We start from the raw sequence: 17,416 nt of genomic DNA, 5'->3' as shown, positions 1-17,416 counted from the left end.
ATTAAATTTTGAGTCAAGCCGAAAATTAACTTAATTCATAGTAGCAAAAAAAAGAGATAAAATGTCATCAACAAATCCTCCAGAAAGCGCAGCAGAAAAATTCCACCAAAAAGCAGAAGCTTATGTAGCCGAAAAAAAATTTGATGAGGCGATCGCTTCTTGTGAATTAGCTATAAAAATAGAAGAAAATTATGCTCCACCCTACAAAACTTTAGGTAATATTTGGCAAGTAAAAGGAAAATTAGAAGCAGCAGAAAATTACTATAAAAAAGCGTTAGAAATTAAATCATATTGGCCGGAAGTATATGCTAATCTCGGCAGTTTATATGCCATGCAGCAAAAATGGCAAGAGGCAATATCCTATTATCAAAAAGCTGTAAATTTGAAGCCAGATTTTGCCGGAGTTTATCGCAATATGGCAAAAGTATGGTTATGTTTGGGTAACGAAAAATCTGCTACATATTGTCAATACAAAGCATTTTCCCTAGAACCTGAAAAAGCTACCCTAGAAGAAATTCTTAATTTAGGTAAAAATCTACAGCAACAGGGTGGTTTAAATGAGGCAATATCTTGTTACCGAATTGCTATTAGATTAAATACTAACTCTGTAGAAGCTTATCAAAATTTAGGAGAAGCTTTAAAAAAGCAGGGGAATTTAGATGAAGCGACAGTTTGTTTGCGCAAAGCTATCGAACTTAGAGCAACTAATACCAATACAAAAGTAGAAACTTCAACAGATATTAGAGCTAGTGAATATAATTTAATTTCTAGTAAAGAATTAGAACCACAAGATACTTTAGTTGGCAGTTTAAATAATCATCAAGCAAATGCTAATGATACCCTTGCGGCAGCAGAACAGACAAATAATATTTCACCTCAACCAAGTGTGACTACCATTAATACTGAAGATATAGAAACTTATATGATGGTGGCAGAGACTTATGTGAATCAGAAAAAATGGCAACAAGCAATTACTTTAAGTCAGAAAATTATTTCAATTAAACCAGAACCCAAAGCTTATAAAATAATCGGTAATTCTCTACAAGCTATGGGTAAATTACAACCAGCATTAGATTGGTACAAAAAAGCATTAGAAATTAAACCAGATTTTGTAGAAGTTCATGCAAATTTAGGAACTATATTTGCTCAACAACAACAGTGGGAACAAGCAATACAATATTATCGCAGAGCAATTGCAATTAAACCAGAATTTGCTGGAGCATATCGTAATTTAGCGAAAGTTTATACTCAGCTTAATCAGTCAGCAGCAGCAGCAGAATGTTTATTTCAAGTATTAAGATTAGAACCAGAAAAAGCCACAGCAGAAGAATTTTTATTTACCGGAAATACTCTGAATGAAAATGGTAAATTAGAACAGGCGATCGCTTGTTATCAAGGAGCAATTCAGTTAAAGCCACAATTAGTAGAAGCTAGTTATAAATTAGGAGAAATTTTAATTCAAAACGAGCAGTGGGAAGAAGCAGTTGCTTGTTATCAAAGAGTCATATCTGCCAATCCAAATAATGTAGAACCTTACGAAAAATTAGCAGATGCTTTATTAAATCAAGGACAGCTAGAGTCAGCTTTAGAAAATTATCAAAAAGCCAAACAGCTAGAACCAAATAAAATAGAAATCAAGGAAAAAATTGGAGAAATTTATTATAGATATGGAGAATATTTCCAAGAACAAGGAAAAGTAGAAGAGGCAATCAAAGCTTACAGTCAAGCAACGGAAAATTATCCAGAATTTGATATTCCCTATGGAAAATTAGGGGAAATTTTCTCACAGCAGGAAAAATGGTCAGAAGCTGCCAAAGTATATAAAAAAGCAAGTGAAATAAAATCAGATAATTCTTGGTATCACAATAGTTTAGGAGAAGCTCTCAAGAAATTAGAAAAATGGTCAGAAGCTGTTGTACCTTATCGTCGAGCAATAGAATTAAATCCTGACTTTTCTTGGTCTCATAATAACTTAGGAGACTGTCTATTAAAACTAGAAAAATGGTCAGAAGCTGTTGTACCTTATCGTAAAGCAATAGAACTAAATCCTGACTTTTCTTGGTCTTATATTAACTTAGGAAAAGCTTTGTGGTCAGCCGGAAATTGGCAAGAAGCAATAGACCCATATCGTCGCGCCATAGAATTAAAAGCAGACCTACCAGAAGCTTATCAAAAATTAGGAGATGCCCTGAAAAAACGGGCTCAATTAGATTTAGATGAAGCCATAAGATGGTACGAAAAAGCCATAGAAAATAACCCAGAAAATGAACAGCTTTATCATAAAGCATTAGAAATCAAACCAGAAGACCACAAACTTTATTTACAACTAGGCAATACATTAGTAAAAAAAGGGAAAACTCATGGAGCGATCGCCTTTTATCAGTTAGGTTTACAAATTAATCCAGATGACCCTGAAATTCAAGCTCAGTTAGAAAATATATTACCTAAGAAAAAAGTTTTAAGGGAACAGGAAATAGGAAACAAGCAACAGGAAAATGTCGCTCTTTTGAAAAGGGAAAAGGAAATAGTAAGTAATGAACAAGCAAGTGTTATTTTTCCCTCAAATTCTCCTGTAGTTGAAAGAGAAGATATCTATCAATTATGGCTCAAAGCCAACTTACCTAGTTCAGAAAAACTAAAGAAGATGTCGGAAAATTTAGACACCTTTCGATATCAACCATTAATTAGTATTATCTTGCCAGAAAAAACAACATATCCAGAGTGCCAAGAGACAATTGAATCAGTTATAAATCAAGTTTATCCAAACTGGGAAATCTGTTATATTGCCGATAAACTTCCACAAAATCTAGAAACAGATAACAGAGTCAAATTAGTCTTAAAAGATGAAAGTGGAGATATTGCCACAAACTTAAATACGGCCTTAGCATTAACAACAGGAGATTTTGTTACCCTGTTAAATTCTGATGATATTTTAACCCCAGACGCCCTCTATGAAATGGCGCTATTTCTGAATAAACATCCAGAAGCAGATATGGTTTATTCAGACGAAGATAAATTAACAAAAGAAGGGAAATTAACTCAACCATACTTTAAACCAGATTGGTGTCCAGACTCATTTTTATCTCGAATGTACACTGGTCATCTATGTATATATCGCCGAGAATTACTAGAAAAATTGAACGGTTTTCGAGCAGGATATGAAAATAATTATGAATATGATTTAATTCTGCGCTTAAGCGAAAAAAGTCAAAAAATATTCCACATTCCCAAAATACTTTATCACAACAGAATTTCCGAAAATGGAGTAGCAATAAATCAGATAATTTCAGTAGAAACAGCCAAAAAAGCATTAACAGAAGCATTAGAAAGACGAGGAGAAAAAGGAACAATTTATAATCTGCCTCAACATCCTGGTTTCTATCAAATTCGTTATCAAATTCCAGAGAAAAAGCTAGTCAGTATTATCATTCCCACCAGAAACTTAGGAGACATTTTAGATAGATGCCTAGAGTCAATCTTTAGCAAAACAACTTACCCAAATTACGAAGTAATCTTGATTGATAATGGCAGCAACGAACCAGAAACAAAAGCTATTATCGAAGCGTGGAAAAATCAAGAACCACAACGTTTCAAATGTTATAAACATGATATTCCTTTTAATTTTTCAAAGCTCAATAATTTCGCCACAGAAAAAGCAGAAGGTGATTATTTACTATTCTTAAATAATGACACAGAAGTAAAAACTCCTGACTGGTTAGAAGCAATGGTCGAACAAGCACAAAGAAAAAAAATAGGAGCAGTCGGTACTTTATTATTATACCCAGACAATACAATTCAACACGCCGGAGTAGTATTAGGAATGCGGAGCGTAGCAGACCATAGTCATCGAGGTTTTTCTCCTACTGATAGTGGATACAATGGTCAAATTATTTGTGTGAATAATTATTCTGCCGTAACTGCCGCTTGTTTAATGTGTCGGCGAGAAGTATTTGAAGAAATGGGTGGGTTTGATGAAGAATTAGCTGTAGCATTTAACGACGTAGATTTATGTTTGAAAATGATAGATAAAGGTTATCGAAATATTTATGTACCTCACGCTGTTTTGTATCACCATGAATCGAAAAGTCGGGGAGTAGAAAATACAGGAGAAAAACAATTACGTTTCCAACAAGAAATTCAAAAGATGAAGCAAAGATGGAAACATTTAATAGATAAAGACCCTTGTTATAACCCTCATCTAACTCGACAACAAGAAGACTTCAGTCTAAGGATTAAAACAAATGTCGAAGTTAGTGTTTCTTTATATGAAAAAGATCCAGAAATAGTAGAATGTTCTATAGATGTACCAAAACCAGGAGTAGAAAAAGATATTAGTTCCATTTGTATTGGAGGATGGGTAGTAGGAAAAACATCTCCTCCAGTTACAGTAGAATTAATTGTAGCGGGCAAAATAATCAAAGAAATTCCTGCTAATTTACATCGTCCAGACGTAGGAGAAATTCATCCAGAAATTCCAGAGGCTAAATATTGTGGTTTTTGGGGAGAATTAGAAGTACTTGAATTTGCGCCAGAGATGAAAATCTCCTTAGAAGTTATTCTCCAAGATGGTTCTCATGTGCGACTGGGAATGGTGAATTTGAAATGTCCTAGTTTGATTTAAAAGGAAGAAGGAAGAGGGAAGAAGGAAAAATAATCAAGATATTTGTCTCAAATCAATGAGTATTTCCTATTCCCTCTTTTAAGAAAAATTCTTCATCCATAAATTATCAATTAATTCTCCCTATTCCCTGATTTGGTGGAGATGTCTAATTTAAAACGGTAATTTTAACTGAATTGGAAGAAGGAAGAAGGAAGAAGGAAGAGGGAAGAAGGAAAAATAATCAAGATATTTGTCTCAAATCAATGAGTATTTCCTATTCCCTCTTTTAAGAAAAATTCTTCATCCATAAATTATCAATTAATTCTCCCTATTCCCTGATTTGGTGGAGATGTCTAATTTAAAACGGTAATTTTAACTGAATTGGAAAATTATTATCCTCACTTTTGCTATCAACTTTCCCTCTGTAGTTTTGATGATTATCCCTACTAGAGAACTGCCAAGGAATAGGATTAATTTCTGCACCTGTTAAAACTTTAATGATGTAGCAACCAAATGCTTTTGCTAGAAGTGGTGGTACAGCATTACAAATTTGTGTATAGTTTTCAATTGTTGTACCCTTAAAAATAAAGTAATCAGGAAAAGATTGAATACGAGCGCATTCTCTAGGAGATAAAAATCTATTTTCTTCAGGATGAATAGAAGTCATTCCTCTTGTCCAATAAACAGTATAAGAAGGTATATGCTTTTTTGCCCTTCTATATCCTCCACAATAAGTTACTTTATTCTCTTCATACTTATCTATAAATACTTTCATTCCTTCTCCCATAGGAACAGAACTAATTTTTTCTAAAACTCTTTGACTATGATTTTGAGTTGTGTGGTTTTCTACATTTTTACTCCCTTCTCTCGACCAAACTTGATATGCAAATTCAGCCAATTTATCATAATCAAAAATCCCTACTTTTTCCCCAATTCCTACTTGAGGTAGATCGGATATTGCTTGCCAAATAGTAATTGCTTTTTCTGTACCTAAAACCTCTCCAAATTCTGAATGAGTTGCCTGTGGTTTTTCCGGAATTTACTATCTAACCTTAGAAGTATAAAAAAGAAATAAGTCACTGAATTTCAGGATAATTTTTCCTATGACTATTAAAACAAACCTAAATAAAATTATTAGCCTTAGTTTAGTTGCTTTAACTGCTACTTCTTTGTCATTTGCAACTATAATTCCCACGAAAGTTGCTTTTGCAGAACCAATACGGCAAAAAAGTGTAAGTCCAGATGTAATCAACGAAGGGATGAATGGAGTATGGAATTTGCAATGGAGAGTAAATGGATGGTTACACAGGGGACGTTTAAGAATGGATGGAAATTTCGGAACTATGATTGTCAATGTCACTGGGCCAAATGGTAGAAAAGTTTATGCCGAACAACAAATGAATATGGTTCCAGATGCTAATGGTTATACTCTTCAGGGTAGTAGACCTACTTATCCTGGTAGTAATGCGATCAACCGTGCTTATCAACCTGATACTTTTTATGTTGAGTCAGGTCGTCGTGGTAATTGGCAAATGAGGAATTGTTCTGATTATTCTGGTTGTATTCCAGTGAGAATGACAAGAATTGATAGATAAATTAAGTCTAGCTATTTTAGGGGTAGGTTGAGTGAATATAATTTTCTGATTTTTCCAGAATTTACCTAAAAAAAACCTACCCATCATATGTGATATTAAATTTGTCTAATTACCAATTAGATCATGTCCGGATAATAGCGTGATCAAAAACTTTCTTCTCCTCTCCCTTTTTCTTCCCTCCTGACTCCTGATCTAAAATCCGGTTATACATTGATCGCACTTTCTACTTCCATTCAATGCAGACATAAAATGCCGGAATTTCCCCAGATAATTCGCACTTTTATCCTTTCTTTCTCCTGACCCCTAACTCCTGACACCTCCCTCGTTATTTATAACTATTCAACCTGACATAATATTACTCATTAATTGAGCCATCAGGCATAATTGTTCCTCTCAGAATTACTCCATTTAAATCTACATCAGTAATAATTGCACCTTCCAAATTAGCATTACTTAAATTAGTTTCTTGTTTATAACCCCGGAAAGAGAAACTATGAAAATCTGTTCCACTCAAATTAGTATCAGCAAGATTGGCATATTCTAAGTTAGTACCACGGAGAATAGCATTGCTTAAATTAGCTCCTTCTAGACTTGCTCCCCACAGTCTTGCTTCTGATAAATTAGCATTCACTAAATTAGCATTACTTAAATTTGCTAAAGTTAGATCAACTTCCAACAAACGAGTGTTACTTAAGTTTGAATTTGTTAAATTAGCTCTATTAATATCTGCTCTATTTGACATCCTCCCGACGCTGCACTTGCGTGACAGCGCGGGATTCCCTAACATCACTGATAGGGGCTTTCTGCTTCATAGCACCTGCCTCCGAGGCCGAACCTCTTTTCGGTCTTACGGTCGCTCCACAGACTGACACTGCTAGTCCAGCAGCCTTATTTTATTGAGTATAGCATACTATTGTAAGAACCGCAAGATTGATTGGTTTTCATCCCGACGCTCTCCCGAAGGGAGAGCGCGGGTCTTCAACCAACGTTGAGATAAATTAGCTCCTGTTAAATTAGCTCCTGTTAAATTAGCTCCCGAAAAGTCAGCACCATTCAAATCTGCACCCTGAAAATTTACACCAGTTAAATTAGCACCCGAAAGATTTGCATTGTTTAAATTAGTTTCATGTAAATCTATCTCACTTAAATCGCACTGTTTCCATAAAAATGATACGCACCAATTATCTTGTAGTAGATGATTAATATCTTCAGAATTAGCTGCTATAACTGGTGCGGATAAACTAAAATAAATTAAAGAAATGACTAAGGTAATAGCGGCTAAAAATTTCATCATATCTCGTTATTTTGATTGAACTTAAATTACATTTTTTTGAACCTCTGAAAGTAGAAAATACCAGAACAGGAAAAAATTATCAATTTGTTCGATCAACTATACTTGGTATGTATAGGAGACAATAGGGAACAGTGGTGCAACCCAGCGTCGGCGGCAAACGCACCTGGTAGCGCACTAGGCGTGATGGAATATTGGAAAAGCATTTTCCTGGGTAAGGTTCATCATCAGTCTATGTCCTAATCAACTTGTTCCTTGCTATAGTGCCATTACTGTATTTGACTTATGAAACAGCTCAAACAACAGAATATAAATAATCAAACTTCTTCCTTCTACTATAAAAAAGAAACTTTATTCAAAATCAATACAATATAAAATTCGCTAGTACAACTTTAAAACATAATCATAATATGTAAAAATTGTCTAGCGAACTAAATAACTCTTTTAATTTTACCATTCCTTAACCAAGACGGAGAGCATAATCATCAGCACTTACTGCAACAATGTTATTTTCAACTTCTTCTATGGAAGTATCTGAAACTACTCCTAATATAAATCCACTGTCAGACAGTCTAATTACTGTGTCATCATCGAATAATTCATAAGTTAATCCTTCAGAAGGAATGAAATTAGCAATCACGACAATTTGATCGTTATCTGCGACATTAAAATCAGTAATCAAGTCAGCTTGGTCTATTTCATCTATGCCATCAACAATATCAGCTCGCAGAATAAAGCTATCTGCACCCAAACCACCAGTCAGGATATCAGCACCATGATCCCCAATGATAATATCATCTCCTTTGCCACCTATTAATATATCAACACCTTTTCCACCTCTGACAAAGTCTTGACCGTCACGACCGCTAACTATATCATTACCTTCGTTTCCACTAAGGATATCTGTACCATTACCACCAGATATTTCATCGTCACCTGCCAAACCCATAATTGCAAAAGAGGAATCAGTATCAACGTCGCTTATTTCGAGAACATCAATAACATCATCACTCTCTGTTCCGATGATGGTTGTGAAAGAAGAATCAACAACATCTATATCTAGGATGCTCTCACTGTCATCATTTTCAGCTACCTCAGTTGCTTCTTCTGAGTCTTCATCTTCATCAACAGCGCTAGCTATTTCATCACCCTCATTATCATCTTCACTGTCTGAATTTTCTTCTGCTTCTTCTTCCTCTTCTTCCCCTTCTTCTTCTCCTTCAACTTCTTCATCAACAGTTTGCGTAATTTGACTGGAAAGGATATCGTTGTCTATTGTAGATGCCTCAATAATATTATCATCCTGAGCAGAATCAGCATTACTATCCTCATTTTCAGTATCTTCATCCATATCCATAGAAAGAACATAAGATACCTTCACTTCATTGTCCGCATTAACCCAATCATTGAGTAAATCTGAGTTAGTAGCTATCTGTGAAGTTCTACTTGATATATCTCCGTCAACTACCCTAGCTACAAGAATGCGATCGCCCTCTCGAATCTCTTGCACAAAATCAAAACCTTCGCTCACTTCACCAAATACTGCATAACCCCCATCCAGTTGATCGGCAACATCATCTAAGGTGAAGTAAAATTGAGAAGAAGCTGTATCTAGTGCTTCAGAGCGTGCCATAGCAATTACCCCTGCTTCATGGGATAACTCTACTGGATCGGCAACTACTTCGTTATAGACAATTTCACCTGTTTCTGCAACTTGAATTTCCAAAGGTATTTCCCGCGGTGCTTCTGTTGCAGGGTTAATATATTTCCCCGATCCTAAATCTTCAATTAAAAAATTCTCATCTCTTCCCTGGGGGTCGCCACCTTGAACTACAAAACCATCCACAAACCGATGGAATGCCAGAGCATCATAGAAATTTTGCTCTACCAGATCGACAAAGTTAGCTGCTGTGACTGGAGCAGCGGCGGAATTGAGTGTAACAGTAATTTTTTCTTTCTCACCACGTTCTTCTTCATTCTCATTTTCCTCTTCTTCATTTTCATTTTCTTCTTCTTCTTCTTCCTGGGATACCTTTTGTACCACCATTTCCACTGTGACTTCTTGGCCTTCTAAATCAACTAATTCTAGCTCTTCTAAATATTCTTCGGTACTTTTTATTTGTTCCATTGGTTGATTAGTTCCTTAGTTCCTTGAGTTGTCCAAAATTTGCTACTTCATTATATTCTATTCTTAAATTTTGTTGCCGACAAAACTGCTTAAGTACAGGAAGAAGGTCAATTGAAAATGAGGATAAACTTCTTTTAATCATTGTTGAGCACTACCTAATTTTTTTCATTCTTGTACAGTAAAGTATAAGAAATAAAAACAGCTCTAGTTAAAACTAAAATACTTGATATTATATTCCTCTTTTTCTACTAATAAACTTTTCCATAAATTCAATTATCCAATTCTCAAAGCTGCATCTCCAAAAGGCAGTGCATCAGGAACAGAAATAGTAGTAAAATCGAAAAAGAAACTGGCACTTCTCACTTCCTCTGCTGTCGAATTATTCACAGTACCAAGAATCCTATTATCTTCCTCTGTTTCACCTTCTAATTGAATAACTGTATTATTTCCTTCTTGAGTAAAAGATAGGGAAGATATTTGTACCGAAACACCGATTCTATCCCCTTCTAAAAAATTAAAATCTGCTACTATATCTGCATTATATTCTTCATTTTCTATTAATGTCAAAATAAAAGTATCTGCACCTGCTTCACCAGCCAAATTATCCGTACCAGCATCACCAATTAAAATATCATTTCCTTCCCCAGCAGTTAATACATCACTATCTTTACCACCGCGTAAAAAATCATCTCCTCTACCACCAAATAAAGTATCACTATCTAAGTTGCCATTCAGAATATCATTATCAGGACCACCAGATAATAAATCAAACCCTTTTCCACCCCGAAGATAATCGGAACTATCTCTACCATCTAAACTATCATCTCCTTGATTACCATTAATTACATCATTAAGTATTGAACCTGTAATTTCATCATTTCCTTCTAATCCTAAAACACCAAATACTTCTTGAGATAATTCTGTAGAAATTGGAAAAATATCATCTCCTTCTGTTAAAACTTGAAAGAAATCAATAGGTAATGGAATATTGGCACGATTAACAATATTAATAAAATTATTGAGCAGAGTAGTATCAGTAATAATTTGTGAAACTCGACTAGGGATTATTCCTTGAGTAACTCTCACAGCAGTAATACTATCACCTAATTCTAGTTCTTCTATAACATCTAACCCATCTATTACATTACCAAATACGGCAAAACTACCATCTAATACTGATAAATCATTCAAGGGAATATAAAATTGAGAAGATGCAGAATTTAACACTTCTATACGAGCCATTCCAATTGCACCTACTACATTTGGCAGTTGTAATGGAGGAGAAACTATTTGATTGTAAATAATTTCTTGCCCAAGTCCTAACGGCCGAATTTCTAAAGGAATAAATCGAGTTTCATTTGTTAGTGGATCGACAAAATTACCACTTCCTAAAAGTTCCAAAGGAATATCTGGATTTCTACTGAAAGGGTCTCCTGCTTGAACTAATGAAAATTGTGGTTGATTTTCGATGCGATGAAATCTGACACCATCATAAAAATTTCGTTCTACTAAATCAACAAAATTACCTCCAGTTATTGGTGCATTTATACCATCAATTTCTATAGTAACTATTTGATTATCAATCACCATTAATACTGTTGCTGGACTTGATATTTGTGGTAAATCTTCTTCCATTTTTCCTAATTTTATGGGTAAAATTTTTGTACAAGTTGCTTATTATATAATAAATTTTCTGGCTTTTCTGATAAACGCTATTTTTCCTCAAAATCCAAAATAAAATATTAGATTTTAACAATTTCCCCAGAGAAAATTTTTTCCTAAATTTATCTTTTCTTTTATGGGTTTAATACCCCACTGTCACTTGCGGTGCTGAAAATTGCTTGGGGTTTGTAGACACGGAGTGGCGTATTGAAGACTATCCATCAGCAATTTTCCCTTCTGCCTTCTGCCTTCTGCCTTCTGCCTTCTGCCTTCTGCCTTCTGCCTTCTTCAAGTAAACTTATATGAAGTAGAGTTTTCATCGTAAATTATGACCACCCGTCGGAATCTAATTAGCATATTTTTAGCTAGCTGTTTAGCTTTGATAACTTGGTTTAACTTTATTCCTAATACTTGGGCACTTGGAGGAAAATTACCGGAGTTATACCAACCAGCACCAGAATTTACTTTACCCACGAATACTGGAGATGGAGAAATTTCTTTATCTGATTATCGGGGTCAGTGGGTAGTGCTTTATTTTTATCCTAAAGATTTTACTTCTGGTTGTACTATTGAGGCGCGTAGGTTCCAGCAAGATTTGCCAAAATATATTTCTAGAAATGCTCAAATTTTAGGTGTTAGTGCAGATGATGTAGATTCTCATGCAGAATTTTGTGATTCTGAGGGATTGAAATTTCCATTGTTAGCTGATACGGATGGAAGTGTTAGTGTGCGACTCGTTGGTTAGTCAAACTGCTGAAAAGCAGATATATCTAGCCTTCCATGGCTAATCTTAAAGGAGGTTAAATATTTGGCCATCGGAAAACTCTTATTTCCTTAGTGGTGAAATTCCACCGCCTCGTTGTCTAGGTAGAAAGCATAGGCCACACTGGTGAGACTGAACATCAAACTGGTGAAGCTGGCCTAAAAGCGGGAAAATACCAGTTACCAGGAACGATACCGCAAGCAAAGGCTGACAAGTGGACAAACAGGAAGGTAATCAAACTCTCGTTATTCCAAACCATCTCAAAGGTAGCTATGGGATGTAGGACGAAAGTCAGAGGGTCTATGGATAATTCTATACTTACGGGATTATCGACAACCATACCGAACCCTCCGGGAGATTTTATCCTACTAAATCAGCCGTAAATAAGGAATAAGGGAACGAGGAAACCTCTCTAAGACACCTAAGAGTATAGGTCGAGAACTTAGGAAGCCATTCAAGGTAAATCTACACAAAGGTTGTAGGTCTTAGGGAGAGTAGGATTGGATAAGAAGCATTAATTTGCAGACGTATCCACTGTTAGGCGTAATGTAAGGCAATGAATAGTAATGAACAAAGCTCAAACACTGAAAAGAAACTTAGGTAATCCTAAACCATTTTTAAGCGTAGCATGGGATACAGAGGATATACCCTCACAAGTTTCAATTAATCCTAACCTTAAATGGAAGGATATTAATTGGAAGAAGGTAGAGAAATCTGTGTTCAAATTACAAAAATTGATTTACAGAGCATCCATGAGTGGCGAATTCCGCAAGATGCACAGATACCAAAAACTTCTGACCAAAAGCTATTACGCAAGGTTGCTAGCTGTTAGGCGCGTGACACAGGATAACCAAGGCAAGAAAACTGCTGGAGTAGATGGTATTAAAAATCTATCTCCAATGCAGCGATTCAACTTGGTGAATCTACTCGCATCACGTCACCTCAAAGCAAGCCCAACCCGCAGAGTCTGGATACCAAAACCAGGCAGGGATGAAAAGCGACTACTTGGAATCCCTACGATGTACGACCGTGCATTACAAGCCTTGGTTAAGTTAGGTATGGAACCAGAGTGGGAGGCACGCTTTGAACCCAACAGTTATGGTTTTAGACCAGGACGGTCAACCCATGATCCCATAGAGGCTATCTATATAAGCATTAACCATAAACCCAAATATGTGCTTGATGCAGATATATCCAAATGTTTCGACCGAATTAACCATGATGCACTGCTGAGGAAATTAGGTCATTCACCATACAGACGATTAATTAAACAATGGTTACAGTCTGGAGTGTTTGATAATAAACAATTCCTAAAATCTGTGGAAGGTACACCACAGGGAGGTGTAATTAGTCCCCTACTAGCAAACATCGCCTTACACGGTCTAGAGGAAAGAGTAATGGAATTTGCCGAAAAACTCCCGATTAGACATCCTAATGGAAGAGCAATGGCAAAGAAATACAAACGTCAAAGTCTCTCCCTAATACGCTATGCTGACGACTTCGTTATCCTTCACGAAGATATCAAAGTAGTCCTGCAAGCAAAAGCCGTAATACAGGAATGGTTAAACCAGGTAGGACTAGAACTAAAACCAGGAAAAACCAAAATTGCCCATACCCTGGAAGAATATGAAGGGAATCAGCCTGGATTTGATTTTCTAGGTTTTACAGTTAGGCAATGGAAGGTTAAGTCAACTAAACAAGGATTTAAAACACTGATAAAACCCTCCTCTAAAAGTATCAAAACTCACTACCGGAAACTGGCAGATATATGTGATTCTCACAAAACTGCCCCTACTAAAGCTCTAATAGCTAAATTAAATCCGGTAATAAGAGGATGGGCTAACTACTTTTCAGCCGTAGTCAGTAAGGAGATATTCAAAAAAATTGATGACCTCCTATGGAAAAGGCTATGGAGATGGGCAAGTAGGAGGCATCCGAATAAGTCAGCCATTTGGGTTAAGAAAAAGTATTTCCCCAGCATAAAAGGAATCAGAAATTGGGTACTTAACGAAGGCGAATATATACTAAATCTGCACTTTGATGTACCTATTATACGGCATATTAAAGTAAAAGATAATAAATCACCCTATGACGGTGACTGGACTTATTGGAGCAGCAGAATTGGAAAACATCCAGGCGTAAGGAAAGAAGTCACAACGCTGTTAAAACGGCAAAAGAATAAATGCGCATCTTGTGGACTAACCTTTAGACCAAACGACCTAATTGAAGTTGACCATATAAAACCAAGGTCTGAAGGTGGTGACAACACATATAAAAATAAACAACTATTGCACCGACATTGCCACGATACTAAAACTGCCTTAGATAAAAAGACATACGCAGAACTAAAGTTACAGGACTTACCTGAAGATTATTTATGGGTTGACGATATGTTGACACTAAGACAGGGATGTGCCCATGAAAAGGGACGTTTAAGAGAGGAGCCGTGATGAGGTGAAAGTCTCACGTCCGGTTCTGAAGACGAGTCGGGTAGGGTAACTTACCTGGCTTAGTTTAACAAAGCTTACGGTTCATGGATGAATTTTTTCTCAATGCGACATACTTTTATTATCGATCCAGATGGGATGTTGCAGGAGATTTTTCTCGGGGTAAGACCGCCTATTCATAGTCAAGAAGTTTTGGCTCGTTTAGATGAGTTGCAGCAGATTTAACTAAGTTAATTAAGTAGGGAGTTATGCACCACTCCCTACTAATTTTAAGTAGCAGATGAATTATTGCTACATATAAGTTTTTTTCCTCTTATACTAATTACTAAAAGTGATGCTATATTGAGGTGAAACTTCCATTGTTAAAAATAATTAATACAGGCATAATCACCTTTTTTATAATTCTTATAAAGAATAAGCTAATAACAGTGAAACCTGCAAAAAATCACGCATATTTAAGCCTTACCATACCTTTTTTACAAGTATTAAAAATTTAATTATAGTTATTATATCATGTCCGTTTATATCGTTTGTGTAAACCCAAGGGTGAATATCTACAGGAAATGATGGTTTTTTCTTGCGAGGGTAGCCTTCTTTCCTCTTCCCTCTTTCTTCTTCCTTCTTCCTTCTTCCTTCTTCCTTACCTTTGCTATACAAGACCGATGCTACCGGACATGATATTATGTGAGATTTTTACTCATAATGTAAAACTTATTTTTTGTTTAAATATAATATTTAGTAGTATATAGTATAACAATTATTACCCTTGGTGAGATACACAAGTTTTCTATTTTAGAGAATAGGGAGTAGGGAATAAGGAATAGGGAATAGGGAAGAGAAAAAAATGCTGTATCTGATGAATATGAGAACCGCTATATCATTTAATTTATAATTAAAAATCAACATCTTTTCCCAAAATAGTCATCATTTTTAAGTTAATCTATTCATCTATAGAAGAGAAATCACTAAAAATTAAAAGTACAAGCTAATTTATGCTGAATTTACTAAATAAAAGATTATTGTGGTACTTAGCATTACCAATAATTGTCATAAATGGTTGGGCTTTGCTCCAAATATTTCAATATTTTGGTCGAATAATTACAATAGCTGTCTCTGCAACCTTACTCTCATTTTTATTAGATTACCCAGTGCTTTTTTTAGAGAAACATAAAGTTAAACGCCCCAGAGCAGTTATTTTAGTATTCTTAGTAGCATTAGTAATTATATTAGTTTTAGGAGTTATTCTAATTCCCTTATTATTAGAGCAACTTACCGGATTTATTGAAAAATTTCCTAGTTGGCTCGCATCAGGAAATCAACAATTAGAATCATTTGACCAATGGGCATATAAGCGTAAATTACCGATTAACTTAACCCTTTGGACAAATCAATTTACAGAAAGTTTATCTTCTCAATTGCAAGATATTACAGGAGACATTATTAGTTTTATTGTTAATACATTAGGTAGGATTTTTGATATTTTAATCACCATAATTATCACTTTTTACCTAATGTTACATGGCGATCGCTTATGGGATGGGATATTTAATTGGTTGCCTAATCACCTAGAGATTCATGTACGCAAATCATTAAGACAAAACTTTCAAAATTATTTTATTGGTCAGGCAACATTAGCTTGTTTAATGGGCGTAGCTATGACCATCGGTTTATTATTTCTAGGAACTCCTTTTGGTTTATTATTTGGCATAGGAATTGGTTTAATGACTTTAATTCCTTTTGGTACAGCTTTAGGTGTAACTCTCGTAAGTTTATTAATAACTTTAGAAGATTTTTGGCTAGGTATAAAGGTTTTAATAGTGATAGTTTTAATAGAGCAAGCAATTGAAAACTTTGTTGCTCCTAGAATATTAGGAGGCTTTACTGGTCTTAATCCTGTCTGGATTTTAGTCAGTTTATTAGTAGGGGCACAAGTATGGGGAATTTTGGGTTTATTAATTGCTCTCCCCATAGCAGGTTTTGTCAAAAATACTGTTAATTACCTCCGCTACTATTCAGAATTTGGCGTCGCTGAATCAAGGTATGAAAATAAAAACTGAAGAATCTCAAATTTCATGGTGTAAAAAGAGTTTTCTATTTTGCTCTGTATACCTTAACTTTTCTTCCAGAGTCTGCCAATCTTCTTGTTCAATTTGTTGAATAAACTGGTCAATTTGTTCACGAAAAGAATAGAGCGATCGTAACACCTCTCCACTATTATATTTGGCCATCATTAGTCCTAATTCAGGATTACCTCCTCCCACCCTGCTAGTGTCACGGAAGCCAGAACTAGCCAAATCTTGTGTTAACTTGAAAACTGTAGGATTAGCCTCGCTCATACAAGCAAGAATCAAACTAGCACTGGCCATAACAGGCAAATGAGAAATCAAAGCAACAGCTCTATCGTGTTCATAAGGGTCACAAAAGTAAACTTTGCTCTTGAGCATCCTTGCTATTGCCTCAACTTTCTCTATAGACTCTAGGGGAGTATTTTCAGTCGGAGTTAGAACATAAGGTCTATTTTGAAATAAACCCAACTGAGCCACTTCAATACCATTTTCTGCTTTGCCAGCCATGGGGTGTCCACCTACAAAATTAGGCCAAATGTCGGAAACAGCTTCCACAATAGGAGCCTTAACCGAGCCGACATCGGTTAAAATTGTAGTGGGAGAAAGAATTGGAATCAGCTCTTCTAAAGTAGGAATAATAACAGCTATGGGAGTACAAATAAATATTACATCAGCAATAGATAGTAAAGATAGATCCAAACTGGCCTCATCAACAGCCCCAAGAGCGAGTGCCTTTTGACAACTTTGTTCTCGACGAGATACCCCAAGAACATGATAACCTAGGGTTCTTAAATCCAATCCAATTGAGCCACCGATTAAACCTAATCCGACAATACCTATATTAATCATAATTAAATGGGGATT

At 35.5% G+C, this 17,416-nt stretch carries 12 protein-coding genes and 2 pseudogenes; 6 read left to right on the top strand and 8 right to left on the bottom strand.

What is annotated here, in order from left to right:
- Positions 1-61 precede the first annotated feature (61 nt).
- A complete protein-coding gene (locus F6K06_RS18430) occupies positions 62-4,621 on the top strand; it encodes a tetratricopeptide repeat protein (protein WP_287242426.1) in 4,560 nt (1,519 codons plus the stop codon).
- 337 nt (positions 4,622-4,958) lie between these two features.
- Here the strand turns inward: F6K06_RS18430 and F6K06_RS18425 are convergent, their stop codons facing one another.
- A complete protein-coding gene (locus tag F6K06_RS18425) occupies positions 4,959-5,498 on the bottom strand; it encodes a DNA cytosine methyltransferase (protein WP_161564604.1) in 540 nt (179 codons plus the stop codon).
- Between the two features lie 205 nt (positions 5,499-5,703).
- Here F6K06_RS18425 and F6K06_RS18420 point away from each other — a divergent pair, with 205 nt between their 5' ends.
- Positions 5,704-6,195 carry a hypothetical protein gene (locus tag F6K06_RS18420; RefSeq protein ID WP_287242422.1) on the top strand — a complete coding sequence of 164 codons (492 nt, stop codon included), beginning with the start codon at positions 5,704-5,706 and terminating at the stop codon, positions 6,193-6,195.
- Positions 6,196-6,550: 355 nt separating this feature from the next.
- On the opposite strand, the gene F6K06_RS18415 is transcribed toward F6K06_RS18420, so the two are convergent.
- The 4 genes from F6K06_RS18415 to F6K06_RS18400 form a co-directional block, all read right to left on the bottom strand.
- The gene (locus F6K06_RS18415) at positions 6,551-6,937 is read right to left on the bottom strand and encodes a pentapeptide repeat-containing protein (protein WP_240039046.1); all 387 of its coding nucleotides are present in this window, start codon (positions 6,935-6,937) and stop codon (positions 6,551-6,553) included.
- A gap of 168 nt (positions 6,938-7,105) precedes the next feature.
- Positions 7,106-7,489, bottom strand: coding sequence for a pentapeptide repeat-containing protein (locus F6K06_RS18410; protein WP_287242418.1), 384 nt, complete (start codon positions 7,487-7,489; stop codon positions 7,106-7,108).
- Positions 7,490-7,946: 457 nt separating this feature from the next.
- A complete protein-coding gene (locus tag F6K06_RS18405) occupies positions 7,947-9,614 on the bottom strand; it encodes a peptidylprolyl isomerase (RefSeq protein WP_287242414.1) in 1,668 nt (555 codons plus the stop codon).
- Positions 9,615-9,887: 273 nt separating this feature from the next.
- Positions 9,888-11,249, bottom strand: a complete 1,362-nt coding sequence (locus tag F6K06_RS18400; RefSeq protein WP_124147123.1) for a peptidylprolyl isomerase — start codon at positions 11,247-11,249, stop codon at positions 9,888-9,890.
- 355 nt (positions 11,250-11,604) lie between these two features.
- On the opposite strand from F6K06_RS18400, the pseudogene F6K06_RS18395 reads away from it, so the two are divergent.
- Positions 11,605-12,003 (top strand): annotated as a pseudogene (locus F6K06_RS18395) (peroxiredoxin); the annotation flags it as partial.
- A gap of 175 nt (positions 12,004-12,178) precedes the next feature.
- On the opposite strand, the gene F6K06_RS18390 reads toward F6K06_RS18395, so the two are convergent.
- Positions 12,179-12,379 (bottom strand): hypothetical protein, encoded by a 201-nt coding sequence (locus tag F6K06_RS18390; protein WP_240039162.1) that lies wholly within the window; start codon positions 12,377-12,379, stop codon positions 12,179-12,181.
- 226 nt (positions 12,380-12,605) lie between these two features.
- Between F6K06_RS18390 and ltrA the strand changes: the two genes are divergently transcribed.
- Both ltrA and F6K06_RS18380 read left to right on the top strand, forming a co-directional pair.
- Entirely contained in the window at positions 12,606-14,489 is a 1,884-nt protein-coding gene (ltrA, locus tag F6K06_RS18385) for a group II intron reverse transcriptase/maturase (RefSeq protein WP_287242410.1), read from the top strand.
- A gap of 66 nt (positions 14,490-14,555) precedes the next feature.
- Positions 14,556-14,711, top strand: a pseudogene (locus F6K06_RS18380) (peroxiredoxin); the annotation flags it as partial.
- Positions 14,712-14,948: 237 nt separating this feature from the next.
- On the opposite strand, the gene F6K06_RS18375 reads toward F6K06_RS18380, so the two are convergent.
- Positions 14,949-15,143, bottom strand: coding sequence for a hypothetical protein (locus F6K06_RS18375; RefSeq protein ID WP_287242407.1), 195 nt, complete (start codon positions 15,141-15,143; stop codon positions 14,949-14,951).
- Positions 15,144-15,478: 335 nt separating this feature from the next.
- On the opposite strand from F6K06_RS18375, the gene F6K06_RS18370 reads away from it, so the two are divergent.
- The gene (locus F6K06_RS18370; RefSeq protein WP_124144463.1) at positions 15,479-16,543 is read left to right on the top strand and encodes an AI-2E family transporter; all 1,065 of its coding nucleotides are present in this window, start codon (positions 15,479-15,481) and stop codon (positions 16,541-16,543) included.
- A 6-nt stretch (positions 16,544-16,549) separates the two neighbouring features.
- Here the strand turns inward: F6K06_RS18370 and F6K06_RS18365 are convergent, their stop codons facing one another.
- On the bottom strand, positions 16,550-17,398 hold the full coding sequence (locus F6K06_RS18365) for a prephenate/arogenate dehydrogenase (RefSeq protein ID WP_124144465.1): 849 nt from the start codon (positions 17,396-17,398) through the stop codon (positions 16,550-16,552).
- Positions 17,399-17,416: the final 18 nt, after the last annotated feature.

This window comes from Okeania sp. SIO1H4, from assembly GCF_010672695.1.
Classification (GTDB): domain Bacteria; phylum Cyanobacteriota; class Cyanobacteriia; order Cyanobacteriales; family Microcoleaceae; genus Okeania; species Okeania hirsuta.
This window is presented reverse-complemented; position numbering and strand designations above follow the sequence as displayed.